Below are 26,035 nucleotides of genomic sequence, written 5' to 3'. Positions count from 1 at the left end.
TCGAGAACGATAGAAACCTACGGCAACGGGGTTCGGTGCTTATCCTTCTCGATGGCGTCAGTATAGACGCTATGGGATTGCTCGCACGTGTCATGGGGACCGATGACGGTAGACAGAAGTACCGGTGTTCGGCCTGTCAGGAGATATTCACCCCGGACGGGGACACCGCCGAGTCTGCCCTGCGCTGTCCGGTCTGTGGCGACCGGAACGTCACCCAGTTCGACTGAAACACCCCTTTTCGCGTCGTCCGGTCCGCTACTGGTCGGTCCTGATGGAGTGTGCGCCTTCGCGTTCGCGCGCCCCCGCGCCCACCTCGACGAACTCGGCGTTGCGCCGGGCCTCCGCGATGGTGTGCCCGCCGCAGTACGACAGCCCCGAGCGGATGCCCGCGAGGAACTCCTCGACGTGGTCGGCGAGGGGGCCGCTGTAGGGGGCCAACCCCTCCACGCCCTCGGCGGCGTCGGGCGTGAGGTCCTTGTCCGACCGGGCGTCGTTGGCCTCGGAACTCGCCATCCCGCGCGTGCGCTTGTATCGCTCGTCGCCCACGTCCACCACGTCGCCGGGTGCCTCCTCGGTGCCGGCGAAGAACCCACCCATCATGACGGTGTCCGCGCCGGCCATCAGCGCCTTCACCGCGTCGCCAGAGGTGCGGATACCGCCGTCGGCGACGACGGGGACACCGTGGGCGCGGGCCGCCTCCGCGCAGTCGTCCACCGCCGTCAACTGGGGGACGCCCGCGCCCGCCACCTTCCGGGTGGTGCAGTGCGACCCGGGGCCGATGCCGACCTTCACGCAGTCCGCGCCCGCCGCGGCGAGGTCAGTCGTGGCCGCGGCCGTGGCGACGTTCCCCGCGACGAGGGGCGCGTCGAACTCCCGGTCGATGCGCGAGACGGCGTCTATCGCCCGCTCCATGTGCCCGTGGGCGACGTCGAGGACGACGGCGCTCGCGCCCGCGTCGAGGAGCGCACCGGTCCGGTCGAGGTAGTCCTCGTCGATGCCGACGGCACCCCCGCAGCGTTCGCCCTCGGCGACGACCTGCCGGACCTGGTCCGCCTGCTCCTCGATGCTCAGGAACCGGTGGACGGTGCCGAACCCGCCGACGCGCGAGAGGGCGAGTGCCGTCTCCACCTCGGTGACCGTGTCCATCGGCGCGCTCAGCAGGGGCACGTCGAGTTCCACCTCGGGGGTGAGTCGCGTCGAGAGGTCGACGTCGCTGCGACTGTCGACCGCCGAGCGCTGTGGAACGAGTAGTACATCGCCGTACGAGTGACCGGTCCTGACGTCCATCGTGAACCCTCACAGAGGAGTCGGTCTCCCGCAATAGTCGCTCTGGTTTCCCGTCGTATCGCGGTTTCTGACGCCTTCGGCGTGGTTTAGTAGTCGAGTGGTCCCGCTATCCCGCAGTCCAGAAGGCGTCCGGGCCGTGGTCGTCCTGCCACGCGAAGGCGAACAGGCGCCGAGCGGGCAGGCGCTCAAGTTCGCGGCCGTCGGCGGCCCGCCCGCTCGCCGGGTCCCACGTCGTCCCGTCGGCGCGGAACTCCTCTTCGCCGTCTCGCCCCTCGCGCGAGAATTCGATTCCCGGGTCGCTGAAGGCGTGGACGCCCGCGTCGCCGGCGAAGACGACGACGGACTCGTCGCCGGCGGTGGTCTGCACGACGCCGCCCGCCGCCGCGACACGTTCGAGCGGGAAGCCGAGGGCGTCGTCCGCGAGTTTGCCGGAGACGCCCAGTTCGGACTCGCGTCCCCCGACCACCGTCTCGTAGACGACGGCGCTTCCGCAGAGCAGACACCACGTCACGGCGACGGCGCGGTCGCCGATTCGGTCGTTGACGACCTGTGGTAGTGGAGGAACCGGACGGGGTACGCCCGCGTCTCCTCCCCGACCGTGAGGACGACGACCTCGTCGTCCGGGTCGCCACCGTAGTCGGGACCGAACTCGGGGTCGTCCACGCTCGGGATGGCGTCGCGCGGGACGACCTGTCTGACGTTCATGCACGGTGCGTGGGTGCCGACCGACAAAACCCCCACCCTCGGTGTGTCCGCGGCGCACGGACGCGGGGTAGTCCTATGTGGGGCCCGCGAGTGGTGGCCGGACGCATGAGCTTCGACCCCGACCGCGTCTCGACGGTGACCTTCGACTCCTACAGCACGCTGGTGGACGTGGACGCCGCCGAGCAGGCGTTGCGCGAACGCGTCGAGGACCCGGAACCCGTCTCGCGGGTCTGGCGGGCGCGCTCGCTGGAGTACACGATGGTCGCCAACCACATCGACGCCTACCAGCCGTTCTACGAGATGAACCGCGACGCCCTCCAGTACGCGCTGGACGCCCACGACGCCGACGTCTCCACGGAGGAGCGCGACGAGATACTCTCAGTCTACCACGAACTCGACGTGTTCCCGGACGTACGCGAGGGCATCGAGCGCATCCGCGAGGCGGGCTACGACTGCTACGTCGTCTCGAACGGCGACCCCGAGATGCTCGACTCGATGGTCGAACACGCCGACATCGGGGACCTCTTGGAGGACACCATCTCGGCCGACGAGGTGGAGACGTTCAAACCCTCGAAGGAACTGTACCGCCACGCCGCCGCCCGGACCGGGACGCCCATCGACGAGATAGCGCACGTCGCGGCTCTGTGGCTCGACGTGCAGGGCGCGATGCACGCCGGGATGCAGGGCGTCCGAGTCGACCGGAAGGGCGACCCGTGGGAGCCGTTCGACGGCGAACCGGACCTGACCGTCGAGACCCTCAACGACCTCGCGGACGACCTCGCCTGAGCACACAGTCGGGCGGCCCGACCGGTCGTGGGGCTGTCAGACACGGCTATATCCGTGCGGATTCTTCACACGCACACGATGGCACGGAGCGATACGACCACCACCGCCGAACTGTACGTCCGCTCGCTGGCTCCGAGCTACGAGTTCCAGTCACAGGAGCGCGTCCTCTCGTTGCTCGACGAACTCGTCTCGCGGGGACGACTCGCGGGGTACGACGTGTTCGTCTGGGGCGACGCCATCTGTCCCGACGGCACCGGGGCGCACACCCCGACGGGCCGGTGGGTCCTCGACAGAGTGGAGCGTATCGAGCGGTGGGCGGTCGACTCCGGGTCGGCCATCGCCGCCCTCCGGTCGGACGAACACCGCTCGGCCATCACCGGGGAGTGTCGCGCCGTGACCCACCTGCCGTCGCTGGCGCTGGCGGAGTTCGACGGCGACGACCTGGTCCACTTCGCGCCCTGCCTCGCAGCGGGCGAACACGTCACCGTGCTCCGCCGCCTCGGGTCGCTCGCCAGCGCCCCCCTCGGGAAGCGCGCCGCTACCGACTCCGAGGACGGCGACGACGGGGCGGACCGCCCGGTCGCCGAGAAGTCCTCGCGGCTCTGAGGCCAGCCCGCTCAGTCGACCAGTCCCACGGTGTGGACGTGGTCTTCGAGTTCCTCCTCGCTCTCGAACTCCTTCCCGCACGCCTCACAGCGGAACGTGTCGCTCATGCCGGGCCGTACAGCGTCACCCGGGATAACGGTTGGCGTGGTCGTCGGTCGGATTTCTCTGGAATGCACGCCTGAACAAGGTACTTGTGTGCGCACGAGTACCACACATCACGGAGAGCGTCATGCCAGAGCACAGCCGAGGGGGACGGACTGTCGAACTGTACGTCCGGTCGCTGGCGCCGCGGGAGGCCCACCAGCGACAGGAACGGGTCATCGAGTCGCTCGGCGACCTCGAGGAACGCGGCGTCATCGACGGGTTCGACGTCCTCGTCTGGGGCCGGGCGCTCTGTCCGGGGTCCGCGGGTGCCCACACCGGAGCGGGTCGGACGGTGAGCGACCGACTCGACCGCATCGAGCGGTGGGTCGAGGGGACCGCACGGTCCATCGCGCAGGTCTGTCGCTCCGAGCGCCTCGAGTCGGCCATCACGGGCGAGTGCCACGAGGTGGTTCGTCTGCCGTCGCTCGCGCTGGCGGAGTTCGACGGCGACGAACTGATTCACTTCGCGCCCTGCCGGGCGGACCGTCGAGTCGACTACGCCGACGTCCCCTGAGCCTTCAGAGGGTCTCTTTTGCCTCCCGGAACAGGCCATCGAGTATCTCGGGCGTCGTCGGGTGGTAGGCCCGGTCGGGGACCGACCGCACGTCCACGGCGTTCTCGACGAGCACCTGCATCGTCTTCGCCATCACGTCGGCGTGGAGGTGAAAGCCCTGGTAGCCGAGAACGGTGCCGTCCGCCCCGACGACGAGGCGCGCCAGCCCCTCGGGGTGGTTCTTCGTCTTGAATACGCCGTCCTGACTCGCCTCGCGCGTGAAGACGTGGTGGTCGACGCCGGCCTCCCGTGCCGACGTGGCGGAGTGGCCGACCCGGGCGTAGGGGTAGACCGCCAACCCGGAGAAGATGACGTGGTGGTGGACGTTCTCGTACTCCACGAGGGTGTCTCCGCGACGGTGACGGAGGACGTTCTCGGCAGCGACGTGGCCCTGCTCCTTCGCGACGTGCAGGATGGGTTCCCGGCCGTTGACGTCGCCGACGACGAACACCCGGTCGTCGTCGCGGGCCTGCATCGTCGCCCCCACCCAGCCGTTCTCGGCCTCCAGCGGCGTGTTCTCCAGCCCGAGGCCGTCCGTCGCGGGGCGGCGGCCCGTGAACAGGAACAGCTGGTCCGCCTCGATTTCGTGCTCCTCGCCGTCGTGTTCCGCGGTGAGACGAACCCTGCCGTCGTCGGTGGGCGAGACGGACGTCTCGTCGGTGTTCGTCAGGACGTCGATGCCGAACTGCTCGCGGTAGACGTCTATCAGCGCGTCGCCGAACTCGTCGTCGGCCTCGTCCAGCGGCCGGTCGTCGTGTTCGACCACGGTGACGTCCATCTCCCCGGCTTCGGCGAGGTAGGGGGCCATCTCCACGCCGATGTACCCGAAGCCCATCACGACGGCCGAGTCGCCGAACTCGGTCGCGTCGAGGACGTCGTCGCTGGTCAGGTACTCCACCTCGTCGAGCCCCGGCGTGTCGGGGACGTTCGGTTTCGACCCCGTGGCGACGACGACGTAGTCCGCCTCGATGTCACGGTTGCCCACCCGGACCGTGTGGTCGTCGACGAAGTAGCCCGTCCCGTGGAGGAACTCCACGTTGTCGCGCTTCGAGAGGCGCTCGACGGCCGCCCGGCGGTGTTCCGCGAAGTTCGCGATGTGTTCGTCCTTCTGGGCGACCACCGCGTCGAGGTCCACCTCGGGGGTGCCCTCCACGCGGTGGTCGTGTCGCGTCTGGAAGCGGTGGGCCGCGGCGGAGAAGACGTCCTTCGATGGCATGCAGCCACGGAGGATACAGAGGCCGCCGCCGGGTTCGCCATTGTCGACGAGTGTCAACTCGACGTCGTCTTCGTCCGCCAACTTGTCCGCGACGGCCACGCCTGCGCTCCCGTACGCCCCGATGATGGCCACGTGCGTCATACCCGAGACGCGGCCGGAACTCGCTTATCCCTTCCCCCGCCGTGGGCCGTCGTCGCCCACCCGCGCGGCTGTCGAACCCGACGACGACGGCGCATCGACCCGGAACGGCACGACCCGCACATCGTCGGGCGCACCTTATCACCGGGGGATTACCGAGAGTAACGTATGAGCCAAGCCGAGCGACTGGAGGTCTGGTGTGCGGGCGAGGAGTGGTGTCCGGTCACCACGACGGCCACCGTCCTCGGACCGAAGTGGCACCCGGTCATCGTCCACCGCCTGCTCGTCCACGGTCCCTGTGGGTTCAACGAACTGAAGCACGCGGTCGACGGCATCTCGAGCAAGGTTCTCTCGGACAGCCTCGAACGCCTCGGCGAGTACGGCCTCGTCGACCGCGCCGTCATCGAGGACCGACCCATCCGGGTGCGTTACTCGCTGACGGACCGCGGGCTGTCGCTGGAACCCGTCATCACGGCGATGGCCGAGTGGGGCCAGGACCACCTCACCGCACCCGCCGAGTGATACCCCCGCTCGGGACAGTCGGTCCCCACCTCCCGGTTGGCACCGCCTCACGGTTCGAGGGCTGTGCTAGCGGGTCGAAGCGGCGTGAGAAGTCGGTCGCGGTCGGTGCAGGGTCCCTCCCGGCGGGGAGGTCACCCGGTGGTGTGGACGCTCCCGGTCGCCGGGAGAGTGACGTGGACGTCGGACTGAATCCACGCCCCCGTCTCCGCCGGGTCGTAGAGGATGACCTGTCCGTCCTCCAGGTCGAGGGCCACGCAGTCGTGCGCGTCGGTCCCGTGCCCGCCAGCCGCCTCGTCGTAGGTTCGTGTGCTCATTCTGGGAGTTTATCTAGAGTTTACTGTCAGTACTACCCACGACACTATGTCACGTAGTAGCATAAGCTTTGTAGTGCCGTCGACCCCCGTCGCGGCGAGCGGTCCGGGGGGCCGGCCGCCGACTCAGCCCTCCAGAACCCGCTCGCCGACGGTGTTCCGGTGGAGGTCGTTCGGCCCGCCCGCGACGGTGAGGAGTTTCGCGTCCCGGAGGTAGCGCTCGACCGGTCGCTCGGTGGTGTAGCCGATGCCGCCGTGAAGGTCCATCGCGTCGCTCGCGGTGTCGACGGCGGCCTCGGTGGCGTACACCTTCGCCATGCTCAGTTCGCGAGCGACGTCCCCGCCCTCGTCCGCCCGGTGTGCGGCCCGGAACGTCAAGAGGCGGGCGGCGTCCACCCGCTGGGCCATCTCCGCGAGTCGCCAGCGCACGCCCTGAAAGTCGCCGACCGACTGGCCGAACTGCCGGCGGTCGCGGACGTACTCGCGCGTCTCCGCGAGGGCGGCCCGGGCGATGCCGACCCCACGCGCGGGGAGGTTCACGCCGTTGGGAACCTCGCCGCGCCGGACGTAGGCCTCGCCCTCCTCGCCGACCATCGCCTCGTCGGGGACACGGACGCCCGAGAGGGTGACCTTCGGCGACTTCACGGCGCGCGCCCCGAGGGTGTCCCACACCGTCTCCACCTCGAACTCCTCGGCCGGGACGAGAAAGGCGCTGACGCTGTGCGGCGCGTCCGCGTCCGGGCCGGTCTTCGCGTACGTGAGGACGTAGTCGGCGTCGAGGAAGTTCGTCACCCAGCGCTTGTGGCCGTCGATGACCCACTCGTTCCCGTCGTGTTCCGCCCGCGTCTCCATCGCCAGTTTGTCGCTCCCGGCGTTCTCCTCGCTCAACCCGAGGGCACACACCGTCTCGAAGCGAGCCATCTCGGGGAGGAAGCGCTCGCGTTGCTCGTCGGTCCCGAAGCGGTCGAGTACGGCCGCGACGCCGTGGTGGAGGGCGAGTGCGCTCGCGACGGGCATCATCGCCGCCGACAGTTCCTCGACGACGACCGCGAGTTCGACCCAGCCCTCGTCGCGCCCGCCGAACCGTTCGGGGAGGGTGAGGCCGGTCAATCGCCGCTCGCCCAGTTCGGCCATGACGTCGGCGGGGTACTCCTCGTTCGCGTCGAGGGCCGCCGCCCGCGGTTCGATGGTCTCCTCGGCGAACGTCCGCACCTCGTCCCGGAGGGCGGACTGCGACTCGGTGAGGTCGAAGTCCATGCGGGACGGTACCGAGGGATTCGTGATACCTCTTGGGACGGCGTGTCGCACCCGTACGAGCGAGTCGCACGTTCGGGTTCGTATTAATCGGTGGACTGCCATCCTCCCGGTATGAGCGAACGGGTATCGAGACGTAGCTTCCTCGGGGGTGTCGCCGGGGCCGGGACCGTCGCCCTCTCGGGGTATCTCGGGTTCGGCGGGGGGTCCGTCGTGGGCGGGGCGGACGACCTGCCCCTCGCGGACCGGCGACTCCCGATGGCCTACGACGCGGCTACCCTACGGGAGGCCACCTCCAACGGCGGGCCCGGGAAGGACGACTCCCCTCCATCGACGACCCCTCGTTCGGCGGCCCCGGGGACGCCGACGAGTTCCTCAACGGGAGCGACGTCGTCTTCGGCTCGTCGCCGCCCTCGTCGGGGTGAACCTCGCGCTCTCGTACCTCGCCGGTCAGGGAACCGGCGGCGTGCGGGCTGACGCCGGCCTCGGGCGTCTTCGCGGCGCTCCCCGGCCTGCTGTGGCCCGGCGGTCCTGCTCGTCTCGGCGTTCAGGCGTCGGGACTGGCGCTCTCGGGGTTCAGCGTCCTCGTCCCCCTCTCGGTGCTGTTGCTGGTCGGGAGCCTCCTCCTCGTGGACCGTCGGGTCGCACCGACCTGAGTCGATTTCCTATCGTGGCATGCGGTGTACGGTCCGGGTGTGCCGGGGGGGTACGCCACCCGAGCGAGCGACGAGAGGGTTCTCCGGCGTGCGATGGGCACCGTTCGGGAAGTTGAGCCGGGAGACGACCCGCTCGCAGCGAAGGGACTTAATCGGGACGACTGTTCAAGCCCAACCGACGTTCCCCGTGGACGGCTCGGTGACCACGATGGCGACACAGACTAGCTACTCCGGGCAGTCGCTGGACGGTGAGGCGATACGTGCGTACCTCGACGAACACCGCTGGGTCCACCTGAGCCTCGGACTCCTCGGGAACCTGCTGTTCTTCGGGGGGAGCGTCCTGTTCCTCTTCGAGGGGCGACTCCAGACGTTCGGCGTGTGGGCGTTCGTCGTCGGGTCGTTCCTCATGTTGGTCCGGGCGGTGGGCGAAGGACTGGTCACGTACGTCGAGCGAGAGGACGACTCGGGGAGTACGTCGGGGTGAGAACGAGTCGGCGCGGCGGAGAATCAGGCCGAGACGTCCGCGTCGCTCTCGATGTCCTCGCCGATGCGGACGAAGCCGTAGTCGCACTCGGTACAGCGCCACTTGGTCTTCAGGCCGAGGTGGAGTTCCGTGCTGGCCGTGCGGTAGAACGTGGTCTCCTCGCCGCAACTCGGGCAGTAGTGTTGGGTCTCGAGGCTCATGTCACCCGATGGTCGCGGACGGCACTTCACGCTTTCCACCCGCCGATGTATAAGTCGCTGGCGGGGCTATGGGGCGTATGAAGGTCTACACGGGTCGAGGTGACGCCGGCGAGACGGACCTCCGGAACATGGAACGCGTCTCGAAGAGCAGCGCCCGCATCGAGGCGTACGGTACCGTCGACGAAGCCAACTCAGTCATCGGGATGGTCCGCCCCTCGGGGTACGACGACGTCGACGAGTACCTCCGGGAGGTCCAGAACCACCTCCACATCATCCAGGCGGACTTCGCGGACCCGGACGACGACAGCGACGCCCCCCGCATCGACGAGGAGGAGGTCGACCGACTGGAGGCGTGGATGGACGGGTTCGACGACGAACTCGAACCGCTCCAGTCGTTCATTCTCCCCAGCGGGAGCGCCGCGGGCGCGCACCTCCACCACGCCCGGACCGTCGCCCGCCGCGCCGAGCGTCGGGCCGTCGCGCTCGCGCGCGAGGAGCCCGTCAACGAGCACGCCATCGCCTACCTGAACCGCCTCTCGGACGCGCTGTTCGTCTTCGCGCGCGTGGTCAACCAGCGCGACGGCGTCCCGGAGGAGTCGCCCACCTACTGACGCTGGAAGGCGGTACGGTCAGCCCCTATCGACCACTCCGCCGTCGATGGACTCCGGCCGGATCGACCGAACGGCGAGTCAGTGGCGACGGAGCGAACACCTCTGTGCGTCGATTTGTTCACCGAAAAACACCCAGTACGCTAGTACGGCTAGCAAACCTTTATCATCTGACAATAGCATTTCTTCCCCGGGCCATTCGGAGGCGAGGTGTCGCTCGCGGCGGGGGTGGAGTCGACGGATTCACTTCGGACTCGGCGATACTGACGGCGTCGTTCTTCCGAGGTGGCTCGCCGCTCGCCACGGTTCACCACTGTGGACACGGGCGAGCGACTCAACAACCATGAGCGAACACACCAATCACTCGGGCAGACGAACAGTTCTGAAGGCTATCGGCGGTGCGGGCACGATGCTGGCGGGAGCGGGGCTCACGAGTGCGACGGTTAGTGGAGAGACCGACGGGGTCGACAACGAAAGCGACGAAAACGGGGAGGCGTTTGTCCGGTTTGGCAATCAGGTCACGGACGGGTCGTACGTGATCGTCGAGAAGGTACGGTTCACGACACCGGGGTTCGTCTCCATCCATCTCGGGGCGGAGTTCATCGGCGACAACGGGGGACCGGTCGAGCCACCGACGAACATCATCGGCTACTCGGCGTTCTTCGAACCGGGGACGTACCACAACGTCGAAGTTCCGCTATTCGTCGACGAGTTGCTTCCAGCCGTCGACGGAACTCAGTCGCGACTCCAAGAGGCGACCGTCCTCGTCGCGCTTCCCCACGAAGACGTCAACGGAAACGAAGAGTGGGACTTCTACTCGGTAGAGGACCCGGACAAGGCATACGGCTTCGGCGACACCGACTTCGCCCCGCCGCTGAACCGAACGACCGACATTGCGGCGGTCGTCCCCCTCACAGAGAACCTCGGCGCGTTCGACCTCTCGTTGGTGACTCGGGACATCATCGCACGGGCGAAGTATGACCGCGACTTCGACGAATTGAGTGAGGAGACGACCAGAGAGGTCGAGGACATCTACGACCGTCAGCCGTTCTCAGACGGGGTCACAGCCGAAAGCGTCCAGACCCTCGACGAACTCGCCCAAGAGCGCTACAATCGGGACTTCGAGGCGCTGAGCGAGCGGACGAAAGGGGAAATCGAAGCGGTGTACCTCGCGCAGTTCGCCGACACGGACTGCCCCGACGACGAGAGCTGAGGCCGCGAGTCGTCGTGATGGGGCCCCCGAACGGATCCGCTTCCGCGTCCAGACAGACCGCACCAGCGGCGACCGAGAGGCGGGAGTAGTCGGCCAGCGGGTAGTGGCACACCCGGACACGTCACCGTCGTCCGTGCGGAGTCCTCGTAGGGTGGCACCACGTCTCCACGCCGGTGACATCACCGCTGCCGAATACGTACCGGTGGGCGAACTTACACCACTGTAGAATCGTACGAAATACAGGATTATCTCCGGATATTTGTGTATTTATTTTCATTCTTTGGACAGTCACCGGCCAGAATATAAAATTATATCCGCGGTTCAAGAGCATCCTCGACCGAGGCATCTCGACGAACGTGGCACACCTACAACCCATCGAGCGGCTCAGAGGAGCCGCCACTACTATCGACAGGCGACTCGGCTCCCTCGAGGAGTACTATGCCACCGGTGCACTGCGGTACTCGCTCGCAGTCGTTTTCTTCTGGTTCGGCATCATCAAGCCGCTGGGGGTGACTCCGGCCACGATGCTGGTCAGTGAGACACTCGAGGCGACACCGATACTGCGGGCTCTGATCTCATTTCCCGTCTTCATGTCGGCTCTCGGCTGGTGGGAGGCGATCGTCGGCCTCGGCTTACTCCACTACCGGACGGTGAAGCCTGCTGTCGCCTGCATGATGGTACAGATGGCCGCGACCTTCGTCCCCCTTTTCGTAGTGCCGGAGATAACGTTTCAGTCCTCTCTATTCGTTCCGACGACCCCCGGATTGTACATCGTGAAGAACTTCGTGTTGCTGACGGCGGGGCTTGTCGTGGCCAGTTCCTACGGCGACAGCGACTGGCGGGCCAGGGACGTCAGTGGGATCTCGACCGCCTCGTGGTCGGGTCGGGCGATCGAGCGTTGGAGGGCCGCACTCGCCACTATTCAGCGGTCAAGTCTGCCGCTCCTGCGTACCGGCCTAGTGCTGGTGTTCCTCTGGTCGGGGCTACTGACGATACTCGGCCGGGCCGAACCGGGCGACTGGATGGCCGCAGCCGTCGCGGTGTTCGTCTCCCCAGGTCTCCTCGAACCGCTGATCGGGGCGCTCGAACTGGCGATTGGCCTCTACCTCGTCACAGATCGGACAACCCACATCGCTGCCTATCTCGTCGTCGTCTACCTCTTCCTTTCGCTGCTTCCCATCGTCGCACTCCCCGCCGTCGTGTTTCAGGCGTTTCCGGTGGGACTCTCGTTCGAGGGTGCTTACCTGGTGAAGGACTGGGTGCTGGTGAGCGCCGTTATCGTCGTCGACTACCATGCGACGGACGGCTGATGGCCGTCGAAACACGGTGAAGGCTCCCTCTCAGTCCCGGAACCTGTGAACTCTCTGTCTGGTTCGCTCCGAAAGGAGGGGCCCATCGTCGATAAGTGGTATTTATAGGTTTTCTTTTCGCTGTGTTCTTATCTCAGAGTGGAGTATGTGTGCCATGAACAAGCACTTCGAAGACGCTCAGTACTACCTCCGACGCGCCGGTTCGACCGTCCGGAAGGGCGTGCGCGAGGAACTCGACCCCATCCAGCGCCGCGTGCAGGGGATGGTCGGCGGCGAGGACCCCGAACCCTCTCGCGTCGACCAGTTTCGGTCGGACCTGAAGGAGATACAGGGGCGGGCCGAGGGTGAGGCGCGCGAGGCAATCGGTGTCGCCAGGGGCCGGTTGGGCGAGTATCGCCCGCGCCGTGCGGCGAAATAGGGAACCGTTAAGTGGAATCGCCCGCTCGTTCGAACTGCGGGTTGGTGATCTAGTCCGGTTATGATACCTCCTTCACACGGAGGAAGTCGGCAGTTCAAATCTGCCCCAACCCACTTCTGGTGGCGCAACGCGACGAGCGACGCGTGGTCGCGGAGCGACCACGGATGCGAACGGTGAACGGAGTGAACCGTGAGCAAAGCGAGGAGCAAGCGCCACCGAATGGTAGTCCCGCGAGGCTGAGGGCGAGGAGTGCGACGACGCCGGCCACCGTCCCCGGCGACGGAAAGAGAAACGGGTGGGTCGGGTGCATGCGGGCGGGGAGTGGACGTTCGACATAACATGTTCGTCGATGGAGGTGTTCGACGGCGTGGGCCGCGCGTGCGTGCGGACCCACCCACCCCTCGTGTCCGCATAATTCTCGTCGAGGGGGTGGGGTTCGCGCTGCCGGGTTCCGAATCCCGCGATGTGTGGGAAATATTTGCCGGTAAAGTTCCCACTAGACTGGCGCGAACCGATTATGCGGACACGAGGGGTGGGTCCCTCCCGCCTCACGACCCCGATGAGGACGTTCGAGACGTTGAAGACGTCGGGTATATGTGCGAGGTCCCCATCGTCCGGGTATGCCCTCTTTCCGAACGCAGACGGACATTATCGAGAACGACAAGGTACTCGGGGAGGACTGGGTGCCGGCTGACCTCCCCGAACGGGAGGAGGAACTCAAGCAGATGTACGAGGCGCTCTCGCCCGCGACGAGGGGGTACACCCCGGACAACATGTTCCTCTACGGGAAGGCGGGACAGGGGAAGACGGCGGCGACCCGGTACGCCCTCAACGACCTCGGGTCGTTCTTCGACGAGGACCGGGACGAGGAGTTGACGCCCGTCTACGTCTCGTGCAACGAGTTGAGTTCCTCCTACCAGTTGACGGGCCAGTTGCTCGTCGAACTCACCGACGATGTCACGGAGCGACCGAACGGCCACGCCCCCGACATCCTCTACTCTAGACTATTCTCTAGACTAGAGGAGATCGGAGGAACCATCGTCCTCGTCTTCGACGAGATCGACGCCATCGGCGACGACGACCAGATCCTCTACCAGATTCCCCGCGCACACTCCAACGGGAAACTGGAGGAGGCGAAGGTGTCGTTCATCGGCATCTCCAACGACTTCTCCTTCCGGGACAACCTCTCGCCGAAGGTCAAGGACACCCTCTACGACTACGTCATCGACTTCCCCTCCTACGACTCCGCCCAGCTCCAGGACATCCTCCGCCGCCGGGCCGACATCGCCCTCGCCGACGACGTTCTCGCGCCCGGGGTCATCGAACTCTGTGCCGCCTACGCCGCCAAGGACGAGGGGTCCGCGCGACAGGCCATCAACCACCTGTACAAGGCGAGCAAGATGGCCCAGACCGACGGCGCGGACAGCGTCACGACGACGCACGTCGAGACGGCCCACGAGGTGCTCAAGCGCAACCACGTGATGGAGGGTATCCGTGGCCTGACGCCGCAGAACAAGTACGTGCTGACGGCCGTCACCCTCCTCGAGGTGCGAGACGAGACGCCGGCCCGGACCGGCGAGGTCTACCCCGTCTACCGCGACATCGCCGAGAGCGTCGGGTCAGAACCGCTCGTCCAGCGGCGGATGCGCGACCACCTGCAGGAACTCGACTTACACAGTCAGATCACGCTCACCACGCAGACCGGCGGCATCCAGGGCGGGACGTACTACACCGCGGAACTGAACACCGACCTCGACGCGACCATCACCGTCCTCGGGGAACTGGACGAGTCGATGTGGGAAATCGCCAACGAGATTAGACAGATGGCGGAGAAAAGAGGGAAGATATAGAACTATCTGCACCCTAATAGCAGAGAAATATCGGATTATTCGGACAAGAGGGGTGGTATCGGCGAACAGTGTCCATTTCACACTAGCGACCCTCCGATTTCAACCTTCCTATCCGCACCGCTATTCTATCCCCACCTCCCGGATTCCAGCCGTCACTCCATCCCGTCCGTCACCCGTCCCATCCGTCACTCGTCCCACCCGTCACTCGTCCCACCCGTCACACCGACGCCGCTCGCGGGGTCGTGAAGGCGCCTCACCGTGAAGACTGTTCGCACTCGACATCGAACACGGTCGTTCGGAGGGATTGCGCGGCCATCACACGGACGGTTTTGGCTCTTCCGTCTCCCTCTCCAAGGACCGACACCGATGTCAGAGGACACGCTGTTCGACGAGGTCACGCTGGACGGTCACACGCTCGCCAACCGCGTCGGTCTCGCGCCGATGACCCGGACGAGCGCGACCGACGACGGCCGCGCGACCGAGGAGATGGCCCGGTACTACACCAAGTTCGCCGAGGGTGGCTTCTCGTTTCTCCTCACCGAGGGCGTCCACACCGACGAGGCGCACAGCCAGGGGTACGACAACCAGCCGGGACTCGCCACGGACGAGCAGGTCACCGCGTGGCGGGACGTCACCGAACGGGTCCACGACGTCGGGGCACCCATCTTCGCCCAGTTGATGCACGCCGGCCCGCTCGTACAGGGCAACCGCTACACCGACGAGACGGTCGGCCCCTCCGCCGTCGAGCCGAAGGGCGAACAGCTCGAACTGTACGGCGGCAGCGGCGAGTTCGCGACGCCGACGGCGCTCTCGACGGAGGGTATCGAGGCGGTCCGCGAGTCGTTCGTCGCGGCCGCCGAGAACGCCGTCGAGGCCGGGTTCGACGGCGTCGAGGTCCACGGCGCGAACGGCTACCTCCTCGATTCGTTCATCACGGACTACACGAACCGGCGGGACGACGAATACGGTGGGAGCGTCGAGAACCGCGTGCGGTTCCCCGCGGAGGTCGTCGCCGCCGTCCAGGACGCCACGCCCGAGGACTTCGTCGTCGGCATCCGCCTCTCCCAGACGAAGGTCAACGACCCCGAACACGCCTGGGGCGGCGAGGAGGAGGCCGCCGTCGTCTTCGAGACGCTGGTCGAGGCGGGCGCGGACTACCTCCACGTCACCGAGGAGGACGTCACGGCCCCAGCCGTCGAGGGCGGCCCGACGCTCGCGAAACTGGCCGCCCGACACGACGCACCGGTCGTCGCCAATGGGGGGCTGGAAGACCCCGACCGCGCCCGGAGCGCCGTCGAGAGCGGGGCGGACCTCGTCACCCTCGGTACGGGGGCGCTCGCCAACCCCGACTGGCCGCGCCGCGTCGCCGCCGGCCGCGACCTCGACGACTTCGACTTCGAGCGGACGCTCCTTCCCACCGCGGAACTGAACGACCACGAGGTCCCGGAGTCCGCCGACTGACCCCTCCGGTTGACCGCGCCGACCGCGCCGACCGACCGCCTCGACTAACCGCGCTGCCCCGTCGACCGACGCGGTGACCGAGAACGCCAATCCAACGCGCCAGCCGAGTGCGCCGACGGTCGACCCGCCGGAATCGGGTAACCGGTCGGTAGCCCGATTCCCTCCCGTAACCCACACACAAGTCGGTTACCGGACACTTATCTCCGCCCGATCGAAGAGAGGGTCGTAGGACGACTTCGGCGGTGTCGCCGGGACCTCACGCCGCACGCCATACCTGACTCGCGGCGGGTGTCCCCGGACAGCATCCCCAGGCTGCCTGCTCAGGTCACCGCCCCTGTTCTTCCTCACAGCACCTCCGACAGCATCGCCGCCGTCCGGCCCGCCGGGTTCGATTCCCCGTCGACCCTCGGGTTCGATTTCCCGGGTTCGACTTGCCGGGGTCGACTCCCTGAGTTCGACCCCGGGGCGGTCCCACGGGCGGCTACAGCGCGGCCCACGCGGGAGCTAGGGGACGGTAGCGACTCGGAGCGTGCCGTCCCGCGTCAGGGTGACGCGATAGCCACAGAACTCGAACTCGACCGTCGCCATTCCGGCGTTCGCCGGGTCGACCAGCACTTGGTCGAGGGCGTCGGGGTCCGTCACGGTGAACAGGCGCTCCGGAAGGTCGTTCGCCGAGCACTCCTCTACCTTCGCTATCGCCTCGACGACGGCGACGCTCGGTTCCTCCTCGGGGTCCATATCCGTCTCGTAGAGGAGCCGACCGGTCGGTCGGTCGTGTTCCTCAGACTCCATCGTTCGGCCAGCCTGTCGTTCCCGCGGAGCGACGAGTCGGTTTGCCAGTATATCCCATTGCTGGCGACAGGACTAATCGAGTATACATCACATTTGTCATGGATTTGATTAACATTCTTCAGATTCGATATAGTTGGAGTAAATTTTTCACACGAGTTTCGGGATGTGGCAACGGACGCGATGGGACGGCCTCTCCCGCGCCCGTCGCGAGGTGGTGCCCGTCGGAACTGCTCTAGTTCAAGTAGTTTCCGCCGAGGCCGCATACGGACGATTTATCTGAGGTTGTCGATATGTACATCCTGTAACGGCAATGGGCTACCGTCCGACGCTGACGACGGACGTACTATTCGAGATTCTCTCGGATGAACACCGTCGCGCGACCATCCGTGTGTTGCTGGACGCGGATCCCTCTCGATGCCCGCTCGAGGCCAGAGAAGTGGCACGTCGCGTCACGAGCATCATCGAGGGCGTCCCGGTGAGCGACGTGGCCGCCGGCGACATCGCGCCCAGTCTGACCGTCCTCCTGCACGTCCACTTCCCCAAACTCGCCCGACACGGCGTCATCGAGTACGAAGAGAGCGACCGACTGGTCGGTGTGGGCCCGAACTGCGAGCAGTTCCGGGCGCCCCTCGAGTCCGTCGGCGAGTGAACCGCCCGGCCCAGTGCCCACGGCAAGAAATTCACTAATTCAACAATTTAAACATTCGGATAACGTTGCAGAAAGAGTTTATGCTTCGTTGACGATTGGTACGTATGAGCATCGCAATCCGACCGCCCGAACGCCGGTCACACCCGCTGGTCAGGACCGCCGCCCTCGGTGCCGCCGCGTGCCTCTACGTAGCACTCGCCACCATCGCGACGATACGCGAACCCGACGGGCCCGAACCACCCTGCTGGTACGAGTAACCGCCCGGACGCTCTCTCGGACCGTGACACCGACTACCCCGGGTTCTGCGCGGTCACCACGAGGCGACTCCGGTCGTCCTTCCCGTGTCCACCCCGGTGGTCCGGGGGGTGTGAACCCGACTCGTGGCTACACAGATAGGCGAAAGAGACACACGGGAGCGCCGTCTCCGTCTCTCCGGGAAGGCCGGTGTGCCACTTCGGCTGATCCCCGCTGGCGTTCCGGCCCATCACTCGGTGATTTCTGGCCAGACTCGTGAGCGGCCCGAACGGGCAGAGCGCACGCGGCCGCGGGCGCCCCGACCCCCGGAGCGCAATCAGTCGTCGGGTCCGGACCGGGAGATTCGCAGTCCCGTCTCGTCGAGAACGACCGTCAGTCCCCCGACGGTCCACGTCCCGTGCGGGAGGCCGGTCGCGGTGGACTGTCCCGGCGCGGACTGCCTCGACTGCGATTCGGACGCGGACGTACCGGTGGTCCCGTTCTCGTCGTCTCGCGCGGCGGCGAACCGGCCGTCGGCGAACGGGTCGGCGACGACCGGGTCGGCGATGGTCTCGACGAACTCCAGGGTCGCACCTTCGGGGACGCGGACCTGTCCGGTCCCCTCCTCGACGTGCTCTCGAACCCGCTTCCCGTTGATGGTGCACGCGTCGTCGAATCGGGCGGTCCCCGAGAAGTTCGTCCCGACCCACACGGCGGGAGCGTCCGTCCGTTCGTGTTCGACGGTGAGGTCGACGAAGTCGACGTCGCCGGCGTCCATCCCGTCCTTGTCGTGACCGAGTTTCAGGCTGTAGCGGACGCCGTTCGCGTGACAGCAGTGCTCGATGGTCGCGTTCTCGACGACCTGCATCCCGATGGGGTCGCCCCCCTCGAACGCGGCCTCGTTCTCGATGGCGGCGATGCCGACCGCGTCCCGCTGGTGGCGGTAGTCCCCGTCGAGGACGACATCGACGTTTCTCACGTAACTGCGGGTCGGCAGCCTGAGGTTCGTGCTCGCGCAGTTCCTCGCCCTGAGACCGTCGACGTGTATCCGCGAGGAGTTCGAGAGGTAGGCACCGTGTCCACCGGCGTTCTCGACGTCGACGTCCCGGAGGACGGTCGGTCCCTCCATCCCCTCGGAGAAGAAGCCGAACGCGGAGTTGCGCCCCGTCGTCGGCGTGGACATCCCCGCAACCGAGAGGTCCTCGAAGTAACTCGGCTGGTCGTGGCTCGCCGGGGCGTGGTTGTCGTGCCTGAAGTAGAGCGTCTCCCGCGTCGCCTCATCGGCCACCCGGACTCCCGTCACCTCGGCGTGCTCGAAGTGCATGATGGCGAACCCGGGGCAGTTCGCGTCGCCCTCGCTCACCAGTTCGATGGGCCCGTCGACGTAGAGGCCGGCGAGCGGGCTCCACCCGGCGCCGAACCGCCCCAACTGGGAGGCAACGAGGTCGGTGTCGTCGTGACAGACCCACGTCGCCGGACCGTCGCCCACCACCTCGATACCGACCGTGTGGCCCTCGGCGACGTACTCGAGCGCCGAGTCCGCCCGGTATCGACCCGAATCGATCCGGACGAGCGTCCCGTCTGCGAGTCGGTCGGCGACGTGGCCGGTGACGTCGTCCGTCTCGGCGGGGTCGACGCGCACCGCTCGCTCGAACCGGAACTGTCCGTCCCTGCCGCGGACGAGCGAGTCGTCCGCCGGAGTTTCGTCCGTGATGTCCGTCTCCACGTCGGGGACTCACCAGTGTCTTTCGGGGCGCGCCCCGCGAGGGACGCTCTCCGGGAGAACTATCGAGGTCGAGGGTCGGTGCCGAGGGTCGTCGCTATCGGGTTCGAGGGTCGGCGTCGAGCGTGGGTCGCGCGGCTGTCGAGTCGGAGTGTGGTGGTAGAAGGCGGTAACGCTGGGGACGCTACCGCCACGAGTGGGGGGTGCCAGCCCCCGCAGTCGGTGCCACCCGACTGCATCCGGGGAAAGAGGCCGTGCCATGCCGGTCGTGTGCCAAGTCCGCTCGTCCTCCTTCCGTACTATCCGGTTTGCGGTAGGGAGGATAGTTCTCACGTCTATGCATGTTTAGTTCACGGGATAGAAGGCGAACACAACGGTGGCTGGTGCTGTCTGAAAGAGAAACGACGGCCCCGGGCTTGGCATGGCGCGGGGCCGAAGCACACGATCCGGACGGGACTGGCAATCCCGTGTACCTGAACACAGGAAGTTGGGGACCATATCCGCGTCGCCTAATCGTTTCGGGAATGTCACGTGGTACCACGACACGATTCCCCGTGACCCCGACCGTACTGTCCGACGAAGGCACCGCTAGTGCCGGGGCGGACGGCCCGCTGGTGGACGGTCGCGACCTGTCGAGGGCGGTCGTCCAGCTTCACACCCCGTCGTCCCGTCCGCCCGTCCGTTCGTTTTTGTTTCAACTTCCGCACACTATAATTCACCGTTCAATACCGTCGAGTAGCCACCCCTGCAAGGGGCAGTGTCATTCTTTCGGACGGCTTGTAGGCGAGCCATGGCCGAGCAAGAGGTCTGCGACGAACCCGACGGTCCGTTCACCTACGTCTGCAACGACTGTGGGAAGCGAATCGAGGCGGACAACTCTCCCGGGAAGTGCCCGGAGTGCGGTGGGGAGTTGGAGAACATCAGCAAGCCGAGCAACGAATAGACGCTCGTGTCGGTGTGGGCCGTTCGACTCCGGGCCCGTCGCGGGGACTCCGGGAGATGCACCTCCTGTCGAGCGAGCGGAGAGCCAAGGGTGGGATTCTAGCCGGAAGCTTACATCCCACGACCACAACTCCCCGTTCATATGACTGCTCGCCAGAAGCTCATCCGTCTGAAAGAGCGCATCCGCGATTCCGAGGACCTCAGCGACGACGACCGCGAGGCGCTCCTGGACTTCTCGCGCCAGATGGACCTCCTCCAGACCGTCTACTCGGACCACCGCCACGAGAAGCTCCTTCGCCACTGTACGATCATGGCCGAGAACGTCGGCGGACTCGCTGACGCACGCGAAGACCGTGACGCTGCAGAGCGACTCGTCGAGTGGATCAACGACTCCTACTCCAACGAGGAGACGAACAGCGACTACCGAGGCGCCCTCCGAAAGTTCGGACAGCGCTCGCTCCGCCTTGACGAGATTCCCGACTCGCTCGCCTGGATTCCCACGGGGACCAGTCGCAGCTACGACCCCTCGCCGAACATCGAGGAGATGCTGACGTGGGACGACGTCCAGGCGATGATCAGCGCCGCCCAGAACACTCGCGACAAGGCACTGTTCGCCCTCGCCCTCGAGGCCGGGCCGCGCGGCTACTCCGAACTCTATCCGATGACCGTCGGCAGTCTCACCGACACCAGCATCGGGATGCAGCTCACCGTCGACGGGAAGACCGGCGAGCGTCACCTGACGCTCATCTACTCGGTCCCGCATCTCCGGCGATGGCTGTCCGATCACCCCGACCGAAGCAACAGCGACGCGCCACTGTGGTCGAAGCTCTCCGGAGGTGGACTTCCGAGCAACCCCTCGTTCCTGAATCAGTTCAAGAACGCCGCTGAACGGGCTGGTGTCGAGAAGCCGGTCACGCCGACGAACTTCAGAAAGTCGAACACGCTGTTCCTTCGTCGACTCGGTGCCGATCAGTCGCTCATCGAGGACCGACAGGGCCGCTCCCGTGGCAGTAAGCACGTCGCGCGCTACATCGCTGCCTTCGACGAGTCCAACGAGCGCGCCGCGTACGCCGGCCTCCTCGGCCACGATGTCGTCGAGGATGACGCCCCGAACCCAGAGGACCTCACGCCGGTCATCTGTCCTCGGTGTGACAAGCAGACGCCCCGCGAGAAAGACTTCTGCATGTGGTGCGACCAGGCGCTCGACCCGCTCGCAGCCAAGGAGTTCGAGGAGACCGAACAGACGGTCAAGCGCCTCACACTCCGCCGTGTCCGCGACGACCCGACCGTCCTCGACGACGTCGAGGAGCGCAACACAATCATCAACGCCATCGCCGACGACGACGACCTGCTCGCCCGCGCGCAGGCGCTCGTCGACGAGGATCGTCAGTAGGGTCACGCGTCCACACCTCGCTGGTTCCGCAGGGTGTCGAGTTCCTCGGCGAGCGTGTCGAGGTCGGCGTCATCGCTGTACTTGTCGAGAAGCACCCAGGCGCATGCGCGGGCGAACTCGTCCTCGCTGTGCTTGATGACGGCCTTGATCTGTTCGCGGTTCTCCCTGACGTACGTCTCTTCGTCGATGTCGTCGATGTCGATCATTCGCTCCTCCGTGTGCTGCTGGTCGGTGCTTCGAGGCCGGTACACTCGTGAGTGCTATACGAACCCATCAGCTGCTCACCCGTGGCGAGACGAGATACTGGACGTCGTGCGCGCCGTCCTCGTCGTGGAACTTGAGCTTCACCGGGTACTCGTCACCCACGGTGAGGCGAACGTCCGTCTCCGACGGGATGGGAGAGACGACGTCAGCGAGGTAGTCGAGGCTGAATAGCGACCGGACGTCAGCCGCTGTCGAGACCGCGACGAGGTCGTCGCGGGGGATCTCGTAGTGCATCCGGTCGGTGTCGCCCTCGGCGATCGCGATGAACTCCTCCTCGTCGAGCCGGTAGCCGAGTCGGACGCGGTCGGCCTCGTTGACGGACTTCGCCGCCTTCACGATCATCGTGAGGTCATCGGAGTCTGCGACGAGTTCCGTGCCGTCGATGTCCGGGAAGTCGGGTTCCTGGCGGACAGCATCAGGATCGATCAGTGCGAAGCGGTAATCGAGTCGTCCCGCGCGGACGTCGAGCGTCCGCGTGTCCTCGTTCAGGTCGAGGTGGACGAGCGAGTCGTTGTCGGCGACCGAGAGCATGTCGTCGAGCCGGCCGAGGTTGAGGGCGATTCGGCCACCGTCGGCCTCGTAGGACTCGAAGGTGCTGGCGTCGAGGCGGACATCGACCATCGCGACGTTCGCGGAATCGACGGCCGTCGCGACGAGTCCCTCAGGGGTGAGCTGGATGCGGGCTTCGTCGACGAGTGCGCTGAGGTAGTCGACGAACGATGCGAGACGCTTCGTGGTGGTGATGGCGGAGAACATTATGGCCCTCTGTAGACGCCTCCGACACCGCTGTCGAAGTTAGTGCCGCGCTGGTCGGTATCGGGCGATTCGAACTGCTCGCGGACGTCGTCGACGTGGACGATCTCGACGTCGTGGCGCTCGGCGACGGTCATGACCCCGGCCACGCCGAAGTCGGTCAGTCGAGTGTGGCCGTCCTCGGAGATGATCAGGCGGTCGAACCCGGTCCGGTCACCGGCCTTGCGTCGGATGAGCCACGTCTGGGTGTCGTCCTCGGCGCGGCCGACGAGGTCGCGCTCGGCGAAGAGGACGCGCTTGACGTCCGAGGCGCTCGGACTCGCCTGCATCCCGAGGTGGTTGCGAAGGACGCGCTCGGCGTGGGGCTGGTCGATGCCGGCGAGGAGGCGGGCGACGGCGACGGCGTCGAAGTCACCCTCCTGATCGGTGAGGTCGTCGGCGAGGCTCATGCTGAGTCCTCCGAGAGTGACGACAGCCCGAGGTCTTCGGGCTTGGATTCGAGGAGTCGCTTCTGCATCTTCCGGCCGTCTCCGGCGGCGTGTGGGCGATAGTCTCCCGAGCAGAGGCGGCAGTGCTTCGTCCTCGCCGATAGCGTCACGCGGGGCTTCTCGGCGACGCGCTTCGCCGACTTGAGCCCGCTACAGTTCGGGTCGGTGTGATACGAGCGCTGGGCGCTGTTCGACCGCCCGCCGACAGCGATCCACACCGTCTCATGCTCGCTCATCGGTCTGCCTCCCCGTGCTGGTAGACACGGATCTGGCCGTCGTCGACGACGATGCACGCCTCACCGCCCTCGCCGGGGAAGCGCCCGGAGACGCCGATGTCGTCGGCGACGCCGATGGACTTCCCGCCCGCCGACGGGAGTTCGGTCCCGCACGCCGGGCAGAAGCGGTCGGAACTGAGTTGGTGGAGGCTCACTCCTCGTCACCCCGACCGAACTGTTCGGCTTCGTGGAGCTCTCGGGCGGCGTCGACGAGGTCCGGCGGGAACCACGCGTTCCCGGCGACGGTGAGTAGCTGATCGACCGCACTGGAGTCGTCTAGGGCTGCGGCCGCGTCGAGTAGCTGGCTGAAGTAGTGGATGAACAGCCGCTCCTGTACCGGCCATTCGTCGTCGGTCGCCGCCTCGGGTTCGAGCCGCAGGAGGCGGGATTCCGGGAATGCGTAGGTCTTCGACGGCTCGGAGCGCGCATTGTTGACGTAGACGCAGTCGTAGACCGTGTCCATCGGGCTCGTACCGAGGCGCTCGTTCGCGTAGTTCTCGGTCAGGTCGTAGCCGTTCTGTTCGGACCACTCAGCCGCGTCCTCGTCGAGGACGTCCATGACCTGGACGGGCCGCCCCTGTGCGAGGTCGAGCGCGACGTCGCCAATGTGCAGTGCACGGCTCATCGGTAGTCCTCCAGTTCGACGCCGTGCGTGTCGACGAGGCGCTTCAGTCCGCTCTCCTCGCGGTCCGGATCGCGCGTCTGCCCCGCGCCGGTCACGGGTGGCTGGCGGTGCTCCGGTCGGTTGGTAGGCCGCGAGCCAACCCACCAAATGAGCAGCGGCGTGGCGATGAGCGTCACCGCACAGCCGGCGACTGCTCCGGCGAGGAACGCCCACCCGGTCGCTCCGAAGACCGTCATCGTCCCTCCTCGCTCTTGCTCTCGCGGTGTGCCCGGACGTACTGTGCGACGGCCTCCTCGACCTCGGCACGGTCAAGCTTCTTCGCGATGCCCGCGCCGGGATGGCTGGCTCGGAGACCGAGTTCCCCGGCGAGGTGCTTTGCCTTGTGTCGGGGGACGCGGAGGTCGCGCTGGACTTCGAAGATGGTGCTCGCGCCCGTGAAGGCGTTGACCACTGCGGTCGGCGTGACGTGCGTGTCGACATCGGCGAACGGGTTGTTCGTGAAAGCGGTGCTACTATCGTCGGCGTCTGCGTGCGTGCTCATGCTCTCGTGTTTGGGAGCTGCGAGGCGGCCCCGGCCGTGTGTTGGTGAGAGAGCCGCGGTCGGGGTCGGCCGTCGCAGGTGGTCGTCGTCTGTCCTACCGTCAGCGGAAGTCGATGCGTGACCAGGGAATCGTCTCGCCGGTCTTCGCGTCGTGGAGCTCCCAGTACTCGGGTGTGATCGAGTCGTCGTGCTGGGCGGCGTCCGCACAGGACTGGCAGTAGACGTGGTTGTTCGTCGGCGACCAGCGGGTGTGCCCGGCCGGGCAGCGGTAGCGCATCCGGTCGATCTCGTCGTTGCTGTCGATGATGACGCACTTGCGTGCATCGGCCGCGCTCGACCCGTCGCCGAGGAGTCTGTGGTCGGTCTCGTGGATGGCGGACATCCTGTTCCGGTCTGATGACCTGTCCACACATGAATCGGTTTACACGCCAGAGCGGAACTGAAAGTGTCCCACAGTCTGGCTTTCGCCGCTGTCGGTTCGACTCGCGGGAGGCTCACGCCAACTCGGGGATTAACCGCCGAGTGGAAGTGTAGCCTCGGGTTTCCGGCAGGCTCTTGGGCCTGCAAATTGGACTGTAGCATGGTCTTACTGTTATTTCGCGACGGCGAGCGCAGCCCATGCCAATATCCACGAGCGACAGCGACCCCTCTGACAGACCGTCCACATTAACAGCAGATTGACATCTGCTAATTCGTGAGTACTTAAGCCGCGTCGGGACGTGGGTGTGCATGGACTGACTCTACCGTTTTCGGTAGACGACGCCCGACCGCGGTGGCACGCGGTCGTAAACGCCCCATCACTGGGGGCACCTTTTGAGGGGTACCGAAGTGGGGCGAGAGCGTCGTCTATCAACGCATTGTACGGGTGTAACAAATAAGTTTCTGTGTGCGGCACAGATTGAGCTGTGGATGCCACAAGTTCTATAACGACGCACACAGTATCTATCAAACATCGGAGGTACTATGTTATCCACAGATGGAAGTGGGCGTACGATGCGCAAGGAGGCGGAGTGGATGAGCAGACCTGCCGACGACCAGGTGCTCGAAACACTCCGCGAGAAGGGGACACAGACTCCTAAGAAGCTCCACGAGAACACGGGCCTTGCGCAGAACTACGCCGGCGAGAGGGTCCGCGAACTTGCGCGGTATGGCCTCGTCGACCGAATCGCTCGCGGGGTCTACATCATCACCGACAAAGGCGAGTCGTGGCTCGACGAAGAACTCGACGCGGGTACCCTTGAGCGTCGAGAGTTCGGAGACGAGGAGTAACTATTCGCTTCCAGTGCCGCGCCCACGCACATCGCCGATGAGCGACCGGACAGCGACGTACAGAACGTAGAACACGGTCACGGCGAGGGTGATTGTGAGGACTCCGGCGATGAAAAACGGCACTGCGTCCTCCCGACCGATGCTTTGGCTGGCCTGTGCGAGTGGTTGCACGACGAGAAAGAACACGAGGAGTGCGCCGACTGCGATGCCGCCCTTCACGCCCGCCGATTTGTCCCGAATCCACCCACCAAGCCGAGCGTATCTGTCCCGTATCATATCATGTTGTCACATCACCCGCCGTGTAATAAGAATATGTGCGAAATACGTGTCGGCCAGAGTCTTAACCAACACAGCTTGGTCTTTTC

At 66.1% G+C, this 26,035-nt stretch carries 34 protein-coding genes, 1 tRNA gene and 1 pseudogene; 18 read left to right on the top strand and 18 right to left on the bottom strand.

The annotated features are described in order from the left end of the window. The first annotated feature begins 71 nt into the window (after positions 1–71). Entirely contained in the window at positions 72–227 is a 156-nt protein-coding gene (locus NKG96_RS12570) for an endonuclease Q family protein (RefSeq protein WP_254535296.1), read from the top strand. Positions 228–255: 28 nt separating this feature from the next. Here NKG96_RS12570 and NKG96_RS12565 read toward each other — a convergent pair whose 3' ends face one another. Beyond that, positions 256–1,287 (bottom strand): guanosine monophosphate reductase, encoded by a 1,032-nt coding sequence (locus NKG96_RS12565; protein WP_254535295.1) that lies wholly within the window; start codon positions 1,285–1,287, stop codon positions 256–258. A 106-nt stretch (positions 1,288–1,393) separates the two neighbouring features. Beyond that, a pseudogene (locus NKG96_RS21060) lies at positions 1,394–1,992 on the bottom strand (DUF3179 domain-containing (seleno)protein). Positions 1,993–2,097: 105 nt separating this feature from the next. On the opposite strand from NKG96_RS21060, the gene NKG96_RS12550 reads away from it, so the two are divergent. The 3 genes from NKG96_RS12550 to NKG96_RS12540 all read left to right on the top strand — a co-directional run bounded on the left by NKG96_RS12550 (position 2,098) and on the right by NKG96_RS12540 (position 4,042). After that, complete coding sequence (locus tag NKG96_RS12550; protein WP_254535294.1) at positions 2,098–2,778, top strand: haloacid dehalogenase type II; 681 nt, start codon at positions 2,098–2,100, stop codon at positions 2,776–2,778. A gap of 78 nt (positions 2,779–2,856) precedes the next feature. Beyond that, entirely contained in the window at positions 2,857–3,384 is a 528-nt protein-coding gene (locus tag NKG96_RS12545) for an HTH domain-containing protein (RefSeq protein WP_254535293.1), read from the top strand. A 229-nt stretch (positions 3,385–3,613) separates the two neighbouring features. Beyond that, positions 3,614–4,042, top strand: coding sequence for an HTH domain-containing protein (locus tag NKG96_RS12540; RefSeq protein WP_254535292.1), 429 nt, complete (start codon positions 3,614–3,616; stop codon positions 4,040–4,042). A gap of 4 nt (positions 4,043–4,046) precedes the next feature. Here NKG96_RS12540 and NKG96_RS12535 read toward each other — a convergent pair whose 3' ends face one another. Continuing rightward, positions 4,047–5,438 carry a dihydrolipoyl dehydrogenase family protein gene (locus NKG96_RS12535; protein ID WP_254535291.1) on the bottom strand — a complete coding sequence of 464 codons (1,392 nt, stop codon included), beginning with the start codon at positions 5,436–5,438 and terminating at the stop codon, positions 4,047–4,049. A 165-nt stretch (positions 5,439–5,603) separates the two neighbouring features. On the opposite strand from NKG96_RS12535, the gene NKG96_RS12530 reads away from it, so the two are divergent. After that, positions 5,604–5,957, top strand: a complete 354-nt coding sequence (locus NKG96_RS12530) for a winged helix-turn-helix transcriptional regulator (RefSeq protein ID WP_254535290.1) — start codon at positions 5,604–5,606, stop codon at positions 5,955–5,957. Positions 5,958–6,088: 131 nt separating this feature from the next. On the opposite strand, the gene NKG96_RS12525 is transcribed toward NKG96_RS12530, so the two are convergent. Together NKG96_RS12525 and NKG96_RS12520 are read right to left on the bottom strand one after the other, a co-directional pair. Further along, positions 6,089–6,271, bottom strand: a complete 183-nt coding sequence (locus tag NKG96_RS12525) for a DUF7331 family protein (RefSeq protein ID WP_254535289.1) — start codon at positions 6,269–6,271, stop codon at positions 6,089–6,091. Positions 6,272–6,394: 123 nt separating this feature from the next. Then, a complete protein-coding gene (locus NKG96_RS12520) occupies positions 6,395–7,525 on the bottom strand; it encodes an acyl-CoA dehydrogenase family protein (RefSeq protein ID WP_254535288.1) in 1,131 nt (376 codons plus the stop codon). Between the two features lie 861 nt (positions 7,526–8,386). Here NKG96_RS12520 and NKG96_RS12515 point away from each other — a divergent pair. Beyond that, positions 8,387–8,662 carry a YrhK family protein gene (locus NKG96_RS12515; protein ID WP_254535287.1) on the top strand — a complete coding sequence of 92 codons (276 nt, stop codon included), beginning with the start codon at positions 8,387–8,389 and terminating at the stop codon, positions 8,660–8,662. A 23-nt stretch (positions 8,663–8,685) separates the two neighbouring features. Here NKG96_RS12515 and NKG96_RS12510 read toward each other — a convergent pair whose 3' ends face one another. Then, positions 8,686–8,862 carry a DUF7838 family putative zinc beta-ribbon protein gene (locus NKG96_RS12510; protein WP_254535286.1) on the bottom strand — a complete coding sequence of 59 codons (177 nt, stop codon included), beginning with the start codon at positions 8,860–8,862 and terminating at the stop codon, positions 8,686–8,688. Positions 8,863–8,939: 77 nt separating this feature from the next. On the opposite strand from NKG96_RS12510, the gene NKG96_RS12505 reads away from it, so the two are divergent. From NKG96_RS12505 to NKG96_RS12475, 7 genes are all read left to right on the top strand, one after another. After that, positions 8,940–9,473 carry a cob(I)yrinic acid a,c-diamide adenosyltransferase gene (locus NKG96_RS12505; protein WP_254535285.1) on the top strand — a complete coding sequence of 178 codons (534 nt, stop codon included), beginning with the start codon at positions 8,940–8,942 and terminating at the stop codon, positions 9,471–9,473. Positions 9,474–9,519: 46 nt separating this feature from the next. Next, positions 9,520–10,683 (top strand): DUF7282 domain-containing protein, encoded by a 1,164-nt coding sequence (locus tag NKG96_RS12500; RefSeq protein ID WP_254535284.1) that lies wholly within the window; start codon positions 9,520–9,522, stop codon positions 10,681–10,683. Positions 10,684–11,039: 356 nt separating this feature from the next. Further along, positions 11,040–11,993 carry a hypothetical protein gene (locus tag NKG96_RS12495; RefSeq protein ID WP_254535283.1) on the top strand — a complete coding sequence of 318 codons (954 nt, stop codon included), beginning with the start codon at positions 11,040–11,042 and terminating at the stop codon, positions 11,991–11,993. A 154-nt stretch (positions 11,994–12,147) separates the two neighbouring features. Continuing rightward, positions 12,148–12,411, top strand: a complete 264-nt coding sequence (locus tag NKG96_RS12490) for a DUF7553 family protein (protein ID WP_254535282.1) — start codon at positions 12,148–12,150, stop codon at positions 12,409–12,411. Positions 12,412–12,449: 38 nt separating this feature from the next. Then, positions 12,450–12,524: transfer RNA gene (locus NKG96_RS12485), tRNA-Val, on the top strand. A 507-nt stretch (positions 12,525–13,031) separates the two neighbouring features. After that, positions 13,032–14,261: a Cdc6/Cdc18 family protein gene (locus tag NKG96_RS12480; protein WP_254535281.1), complete on the top strand. Its 1,230-nt coding sequence runs from the start codon at positions 13,032–13,034 to the stop codon at positions 14,259–14,261. Between the two features lie 366 nt (positions 14,262–14,627). Continuing rightward, positions 14,628–15,722, top strand: coding sequence for an oxidoreductase (locus tag NKG96_RS12475; protein WP_254535280.1), 1,095 nt, complete (start codon positions 14,628–14,630; stop codon positions 15,720–15,722). A 504-nt stretch (positions 15,723–16,226) separates the two neighbouring features. Here the strand turns inward: NKG96_RS12475 and NKG96_RS12470 are convergent. Next, positions 16,227–16,514 (bottom strand): HalOD1 output domain-containing protein, encoded by a 288-nt coding sequence (locus NKG96_RS12470; RefSeq protein ID WP_254535279.1) that lies wholly within the window; start codon positions 16,512–16,514, stop codon positions 16,227–16,229. A 310-nt stretch (positions 16,515–16,824) separates the two neighbouring features. Between NKG96_RS12470 and NKG96_RS21175 the strand changes: the two genes are divergently transcribed. Then, a complete protein-coding gene (locus NKG96_RS21175) occupies positions 16,825–17,163 on the top strand; it encodes a DUF7344 domain-containing protein (protein WP_438267354.1) in 339 nt (112 codons plus the stop codon). A gap of 104 nt (positions 17,164–17,267) precedes the next feature. Then, on the top strand, positions 17,268–17,420 hold the full coding sequence (locus tag NKG96_RS12460; RefSeq protein ID WP_254535277.1) for a hypothetical protein: 153 nt from the start codon (positions 17,268–17,270) through the stop codon (positions 17,418–17,420). A 314-nt stretch (positions 17,421–17,734) separates the two neighbouring features. Here the strand turns inward: NKG96_RS12460 and NKG96_RS12455 are convergent, their stop codons facing one another. Beyond that, entirely contained in the window at positions 17,735–19,123 is a 1,389-nt protein-coding gene (locus NKG96_RS12455; protein WP_254535276.1) for a hypothetical protein, read from the bottom strand. A gap of 787 nt (positions 19,124–19,910) precedes the next feature. On the opposite strand from NKG96_RS12455, the gene NKG96_RS12450 reads away from it, so the two are divergent. Both NKG96_RS12450 and NKG96_RS12445 read left to right on the top strand, forming a co-directional pair. Next, positions 19,911–20,063 (top strand): rubrerythrin-like domain-containing protein, encoded by a 153-nt coding sequence (locus NKG96_RS12450; protein WP_254535275.1) that lies wholly within the window; start codon positions 19,911–19,913, stop codon positions 20,061–20,063. 141 nt (positions 20,064–20,204) lie between these two features. Continuing rightward, entirely contained in the window at positions 20,205–21,455 is a 1,251-nt protein-coding gene (locus NKG96_RS12445) for a tyrosine-type recombinase/integrase (protein ID WP_254535274.1), read from the top strand. 2 nt (positions 21,456–21,457) lie between these two features. Here the strand turns inward: NKG96_RS12445 and NKG96_RS12440 are convergent, their stop codons facing one another. From NKG96_RS12440 to NKG96_RS12400, 9 genes are all read right to left on the bottom strand, one after another. Then, positions 21,458–21,661 (bottom strand): hypothetical protein, encoded by a 204-nt coding sequence (locus NKG96_RS12440; protein ID WP_254535273.1) that lies wholly within the window; start codon positions 21,659–21,661, stop codon positions 21,458–21,460. A gap of 67 nt (positions 21,662–21,728) precedes the next feature. Beyond that, positions 21,729–22,475 carry a DNA polymerase sliding clamp gene (locus NKG96_RS12435; RefSeq protein ID WP_254535272.1) on the bottom strand — a complete coding sequence of 249 codons (747 nt, stop codon included), beginning with the start codon at positions 22,473–22,475 and terminating at the stop codon, positions 21,729–21,731. Next, entirely contained in the window at positions 22,475–22,921 is a 447-nt protein-coding gene (locus NKG96_RS12430) for a hypothetical protein (protein WP_254535271.1), read from the bottom strand. The genes NKG96_RS12435 and NKG96_RS12430 overlap by 1 nt, the downstream gene beginning before the upstream one ends. Continuing rightward, complete coding sequence (locus tag NKG96_RS12425; RefSeq protein ID WP_254535270.1) at positions 22,918–23,196, bottom strand: hypothetical protein; 279 nt, start codon at positions 23,194–23,196, stop codon at positions 22,918–22,920. The genes NKG96_RS12430 and NKG96_RS12425 overlap by 4 nt, the downstream gene beginning before the upstream one ends. After that, entirely contained in the window at positions 23,193–23,390 is a 198-nt protein-coding gene (locus tag NKG96_RS12420) for a hypothetical protein (RefSeq protein ID WP_254535269.1), read from the bottom strand. The genes NKG96_RS12425 and NKG96_RS12420 overlap by 4 nt, the downstream gene beginning before the upstream one ends. Further along, positions 23,387–23,860, bottom strand: a complete 474-nt coding sequence (locus NKG96_RS12415) for a hypothetical protein (protein ID WP_254535268.1) — start codon at positions 23,858–23,860, stop codon at positions 23,387–23,389. The genes NKG96_RS12420 and NKG96_RS12415 overlap by 4 nt, the downstream gene beginning before the upstream one ends. After that, positions 23,857–24,096 carry a hypothetical protein gene (locus NKG96_RS12410; RefSeq protein WP_254535267.1) on the bottom strand — a complete coding sequence of 80 codons (240 nt, stop codon included), beginning with the start codon at positions 24,094–24,096 and terminating at the stop codon, positions 23,857–23,859. The genes NKG96_RS12415 and NKG96_RS12410 overlap by 4 nt, the downstream gene beginning before the upstream one ends. Beyond that, the gene (locus NKG96_RS12405; RefSeq protein WP_254535266.1) at positions 24,093–24,401 is read right to left on the bottom strand and encodes a hypothetical protein; all 309 of its coding nucleotides are present in this window, start codon (positions 24,399–24,401) and stop codon (positions 24,093–24,095) included. The genes NKG96_RS12410 and NKG96_RS12405 overlap by 4 nt, the downstream gene beginning before the upstream one ends. Positions 24,402–24,501: 100 nt before the next feature. Beyond that, positions 24,502–24,783 carry a hypothetical protein gene (locus NKG96_RS12400; protein ID WP_254535265.1) on the bottom strand — a complete coding sequence of 94 codons (282 nt, stop codon included), beginning with the start codon at positions 24,781–24,783 and terminating at the stop codon, positions 24,502–24,504. A gap of 611 nt (positions 24,784–25,394) precedes the next feature. Here NKG96_RS12400 and NKG96_RS12395 point away from each other — a divergent pair. Continuing rightward, on the top strand, positions 25,395–25,670 hold the full coding sequence (locus tag NKG96_RS12395; protein WP_254535264.1) for a winged helix-turn-helix domain-containing protein: 276 nt from the start codon (positions 25,395–25,397) through the stop codon (positions 25,668–25,670). Here NKG96_RS12395 and NKG96_RS12390 read toward each other — a convergent pair whose 3' ends face one another. After that, positions 25,671–25,946 carry a hypothetical protein gene (locus NKG96_RS12390; protein WP_254535263.1) on the bottom strand — a complete coding sequence of 92 codons (276 nt, stop codon included), beginning with the start codon at positions 25,944–25,946 and terminating at the stop codon, positions 25,671–25,673. Between the last annotated feature and the right edge of the window lie 89 nt (positions 25,947–26,035).

The organism is Halomarina litorea (assembly GCF_024227715.1).
GTDB lineage: Archaea > Halobacteriota > Halobacteria > Halobacteriales > Haloarculaceae > Halomarina > Halomarina litorea.
This window is presented reverse-complemented; position numbering and strand designations above follow the sequence as displayed.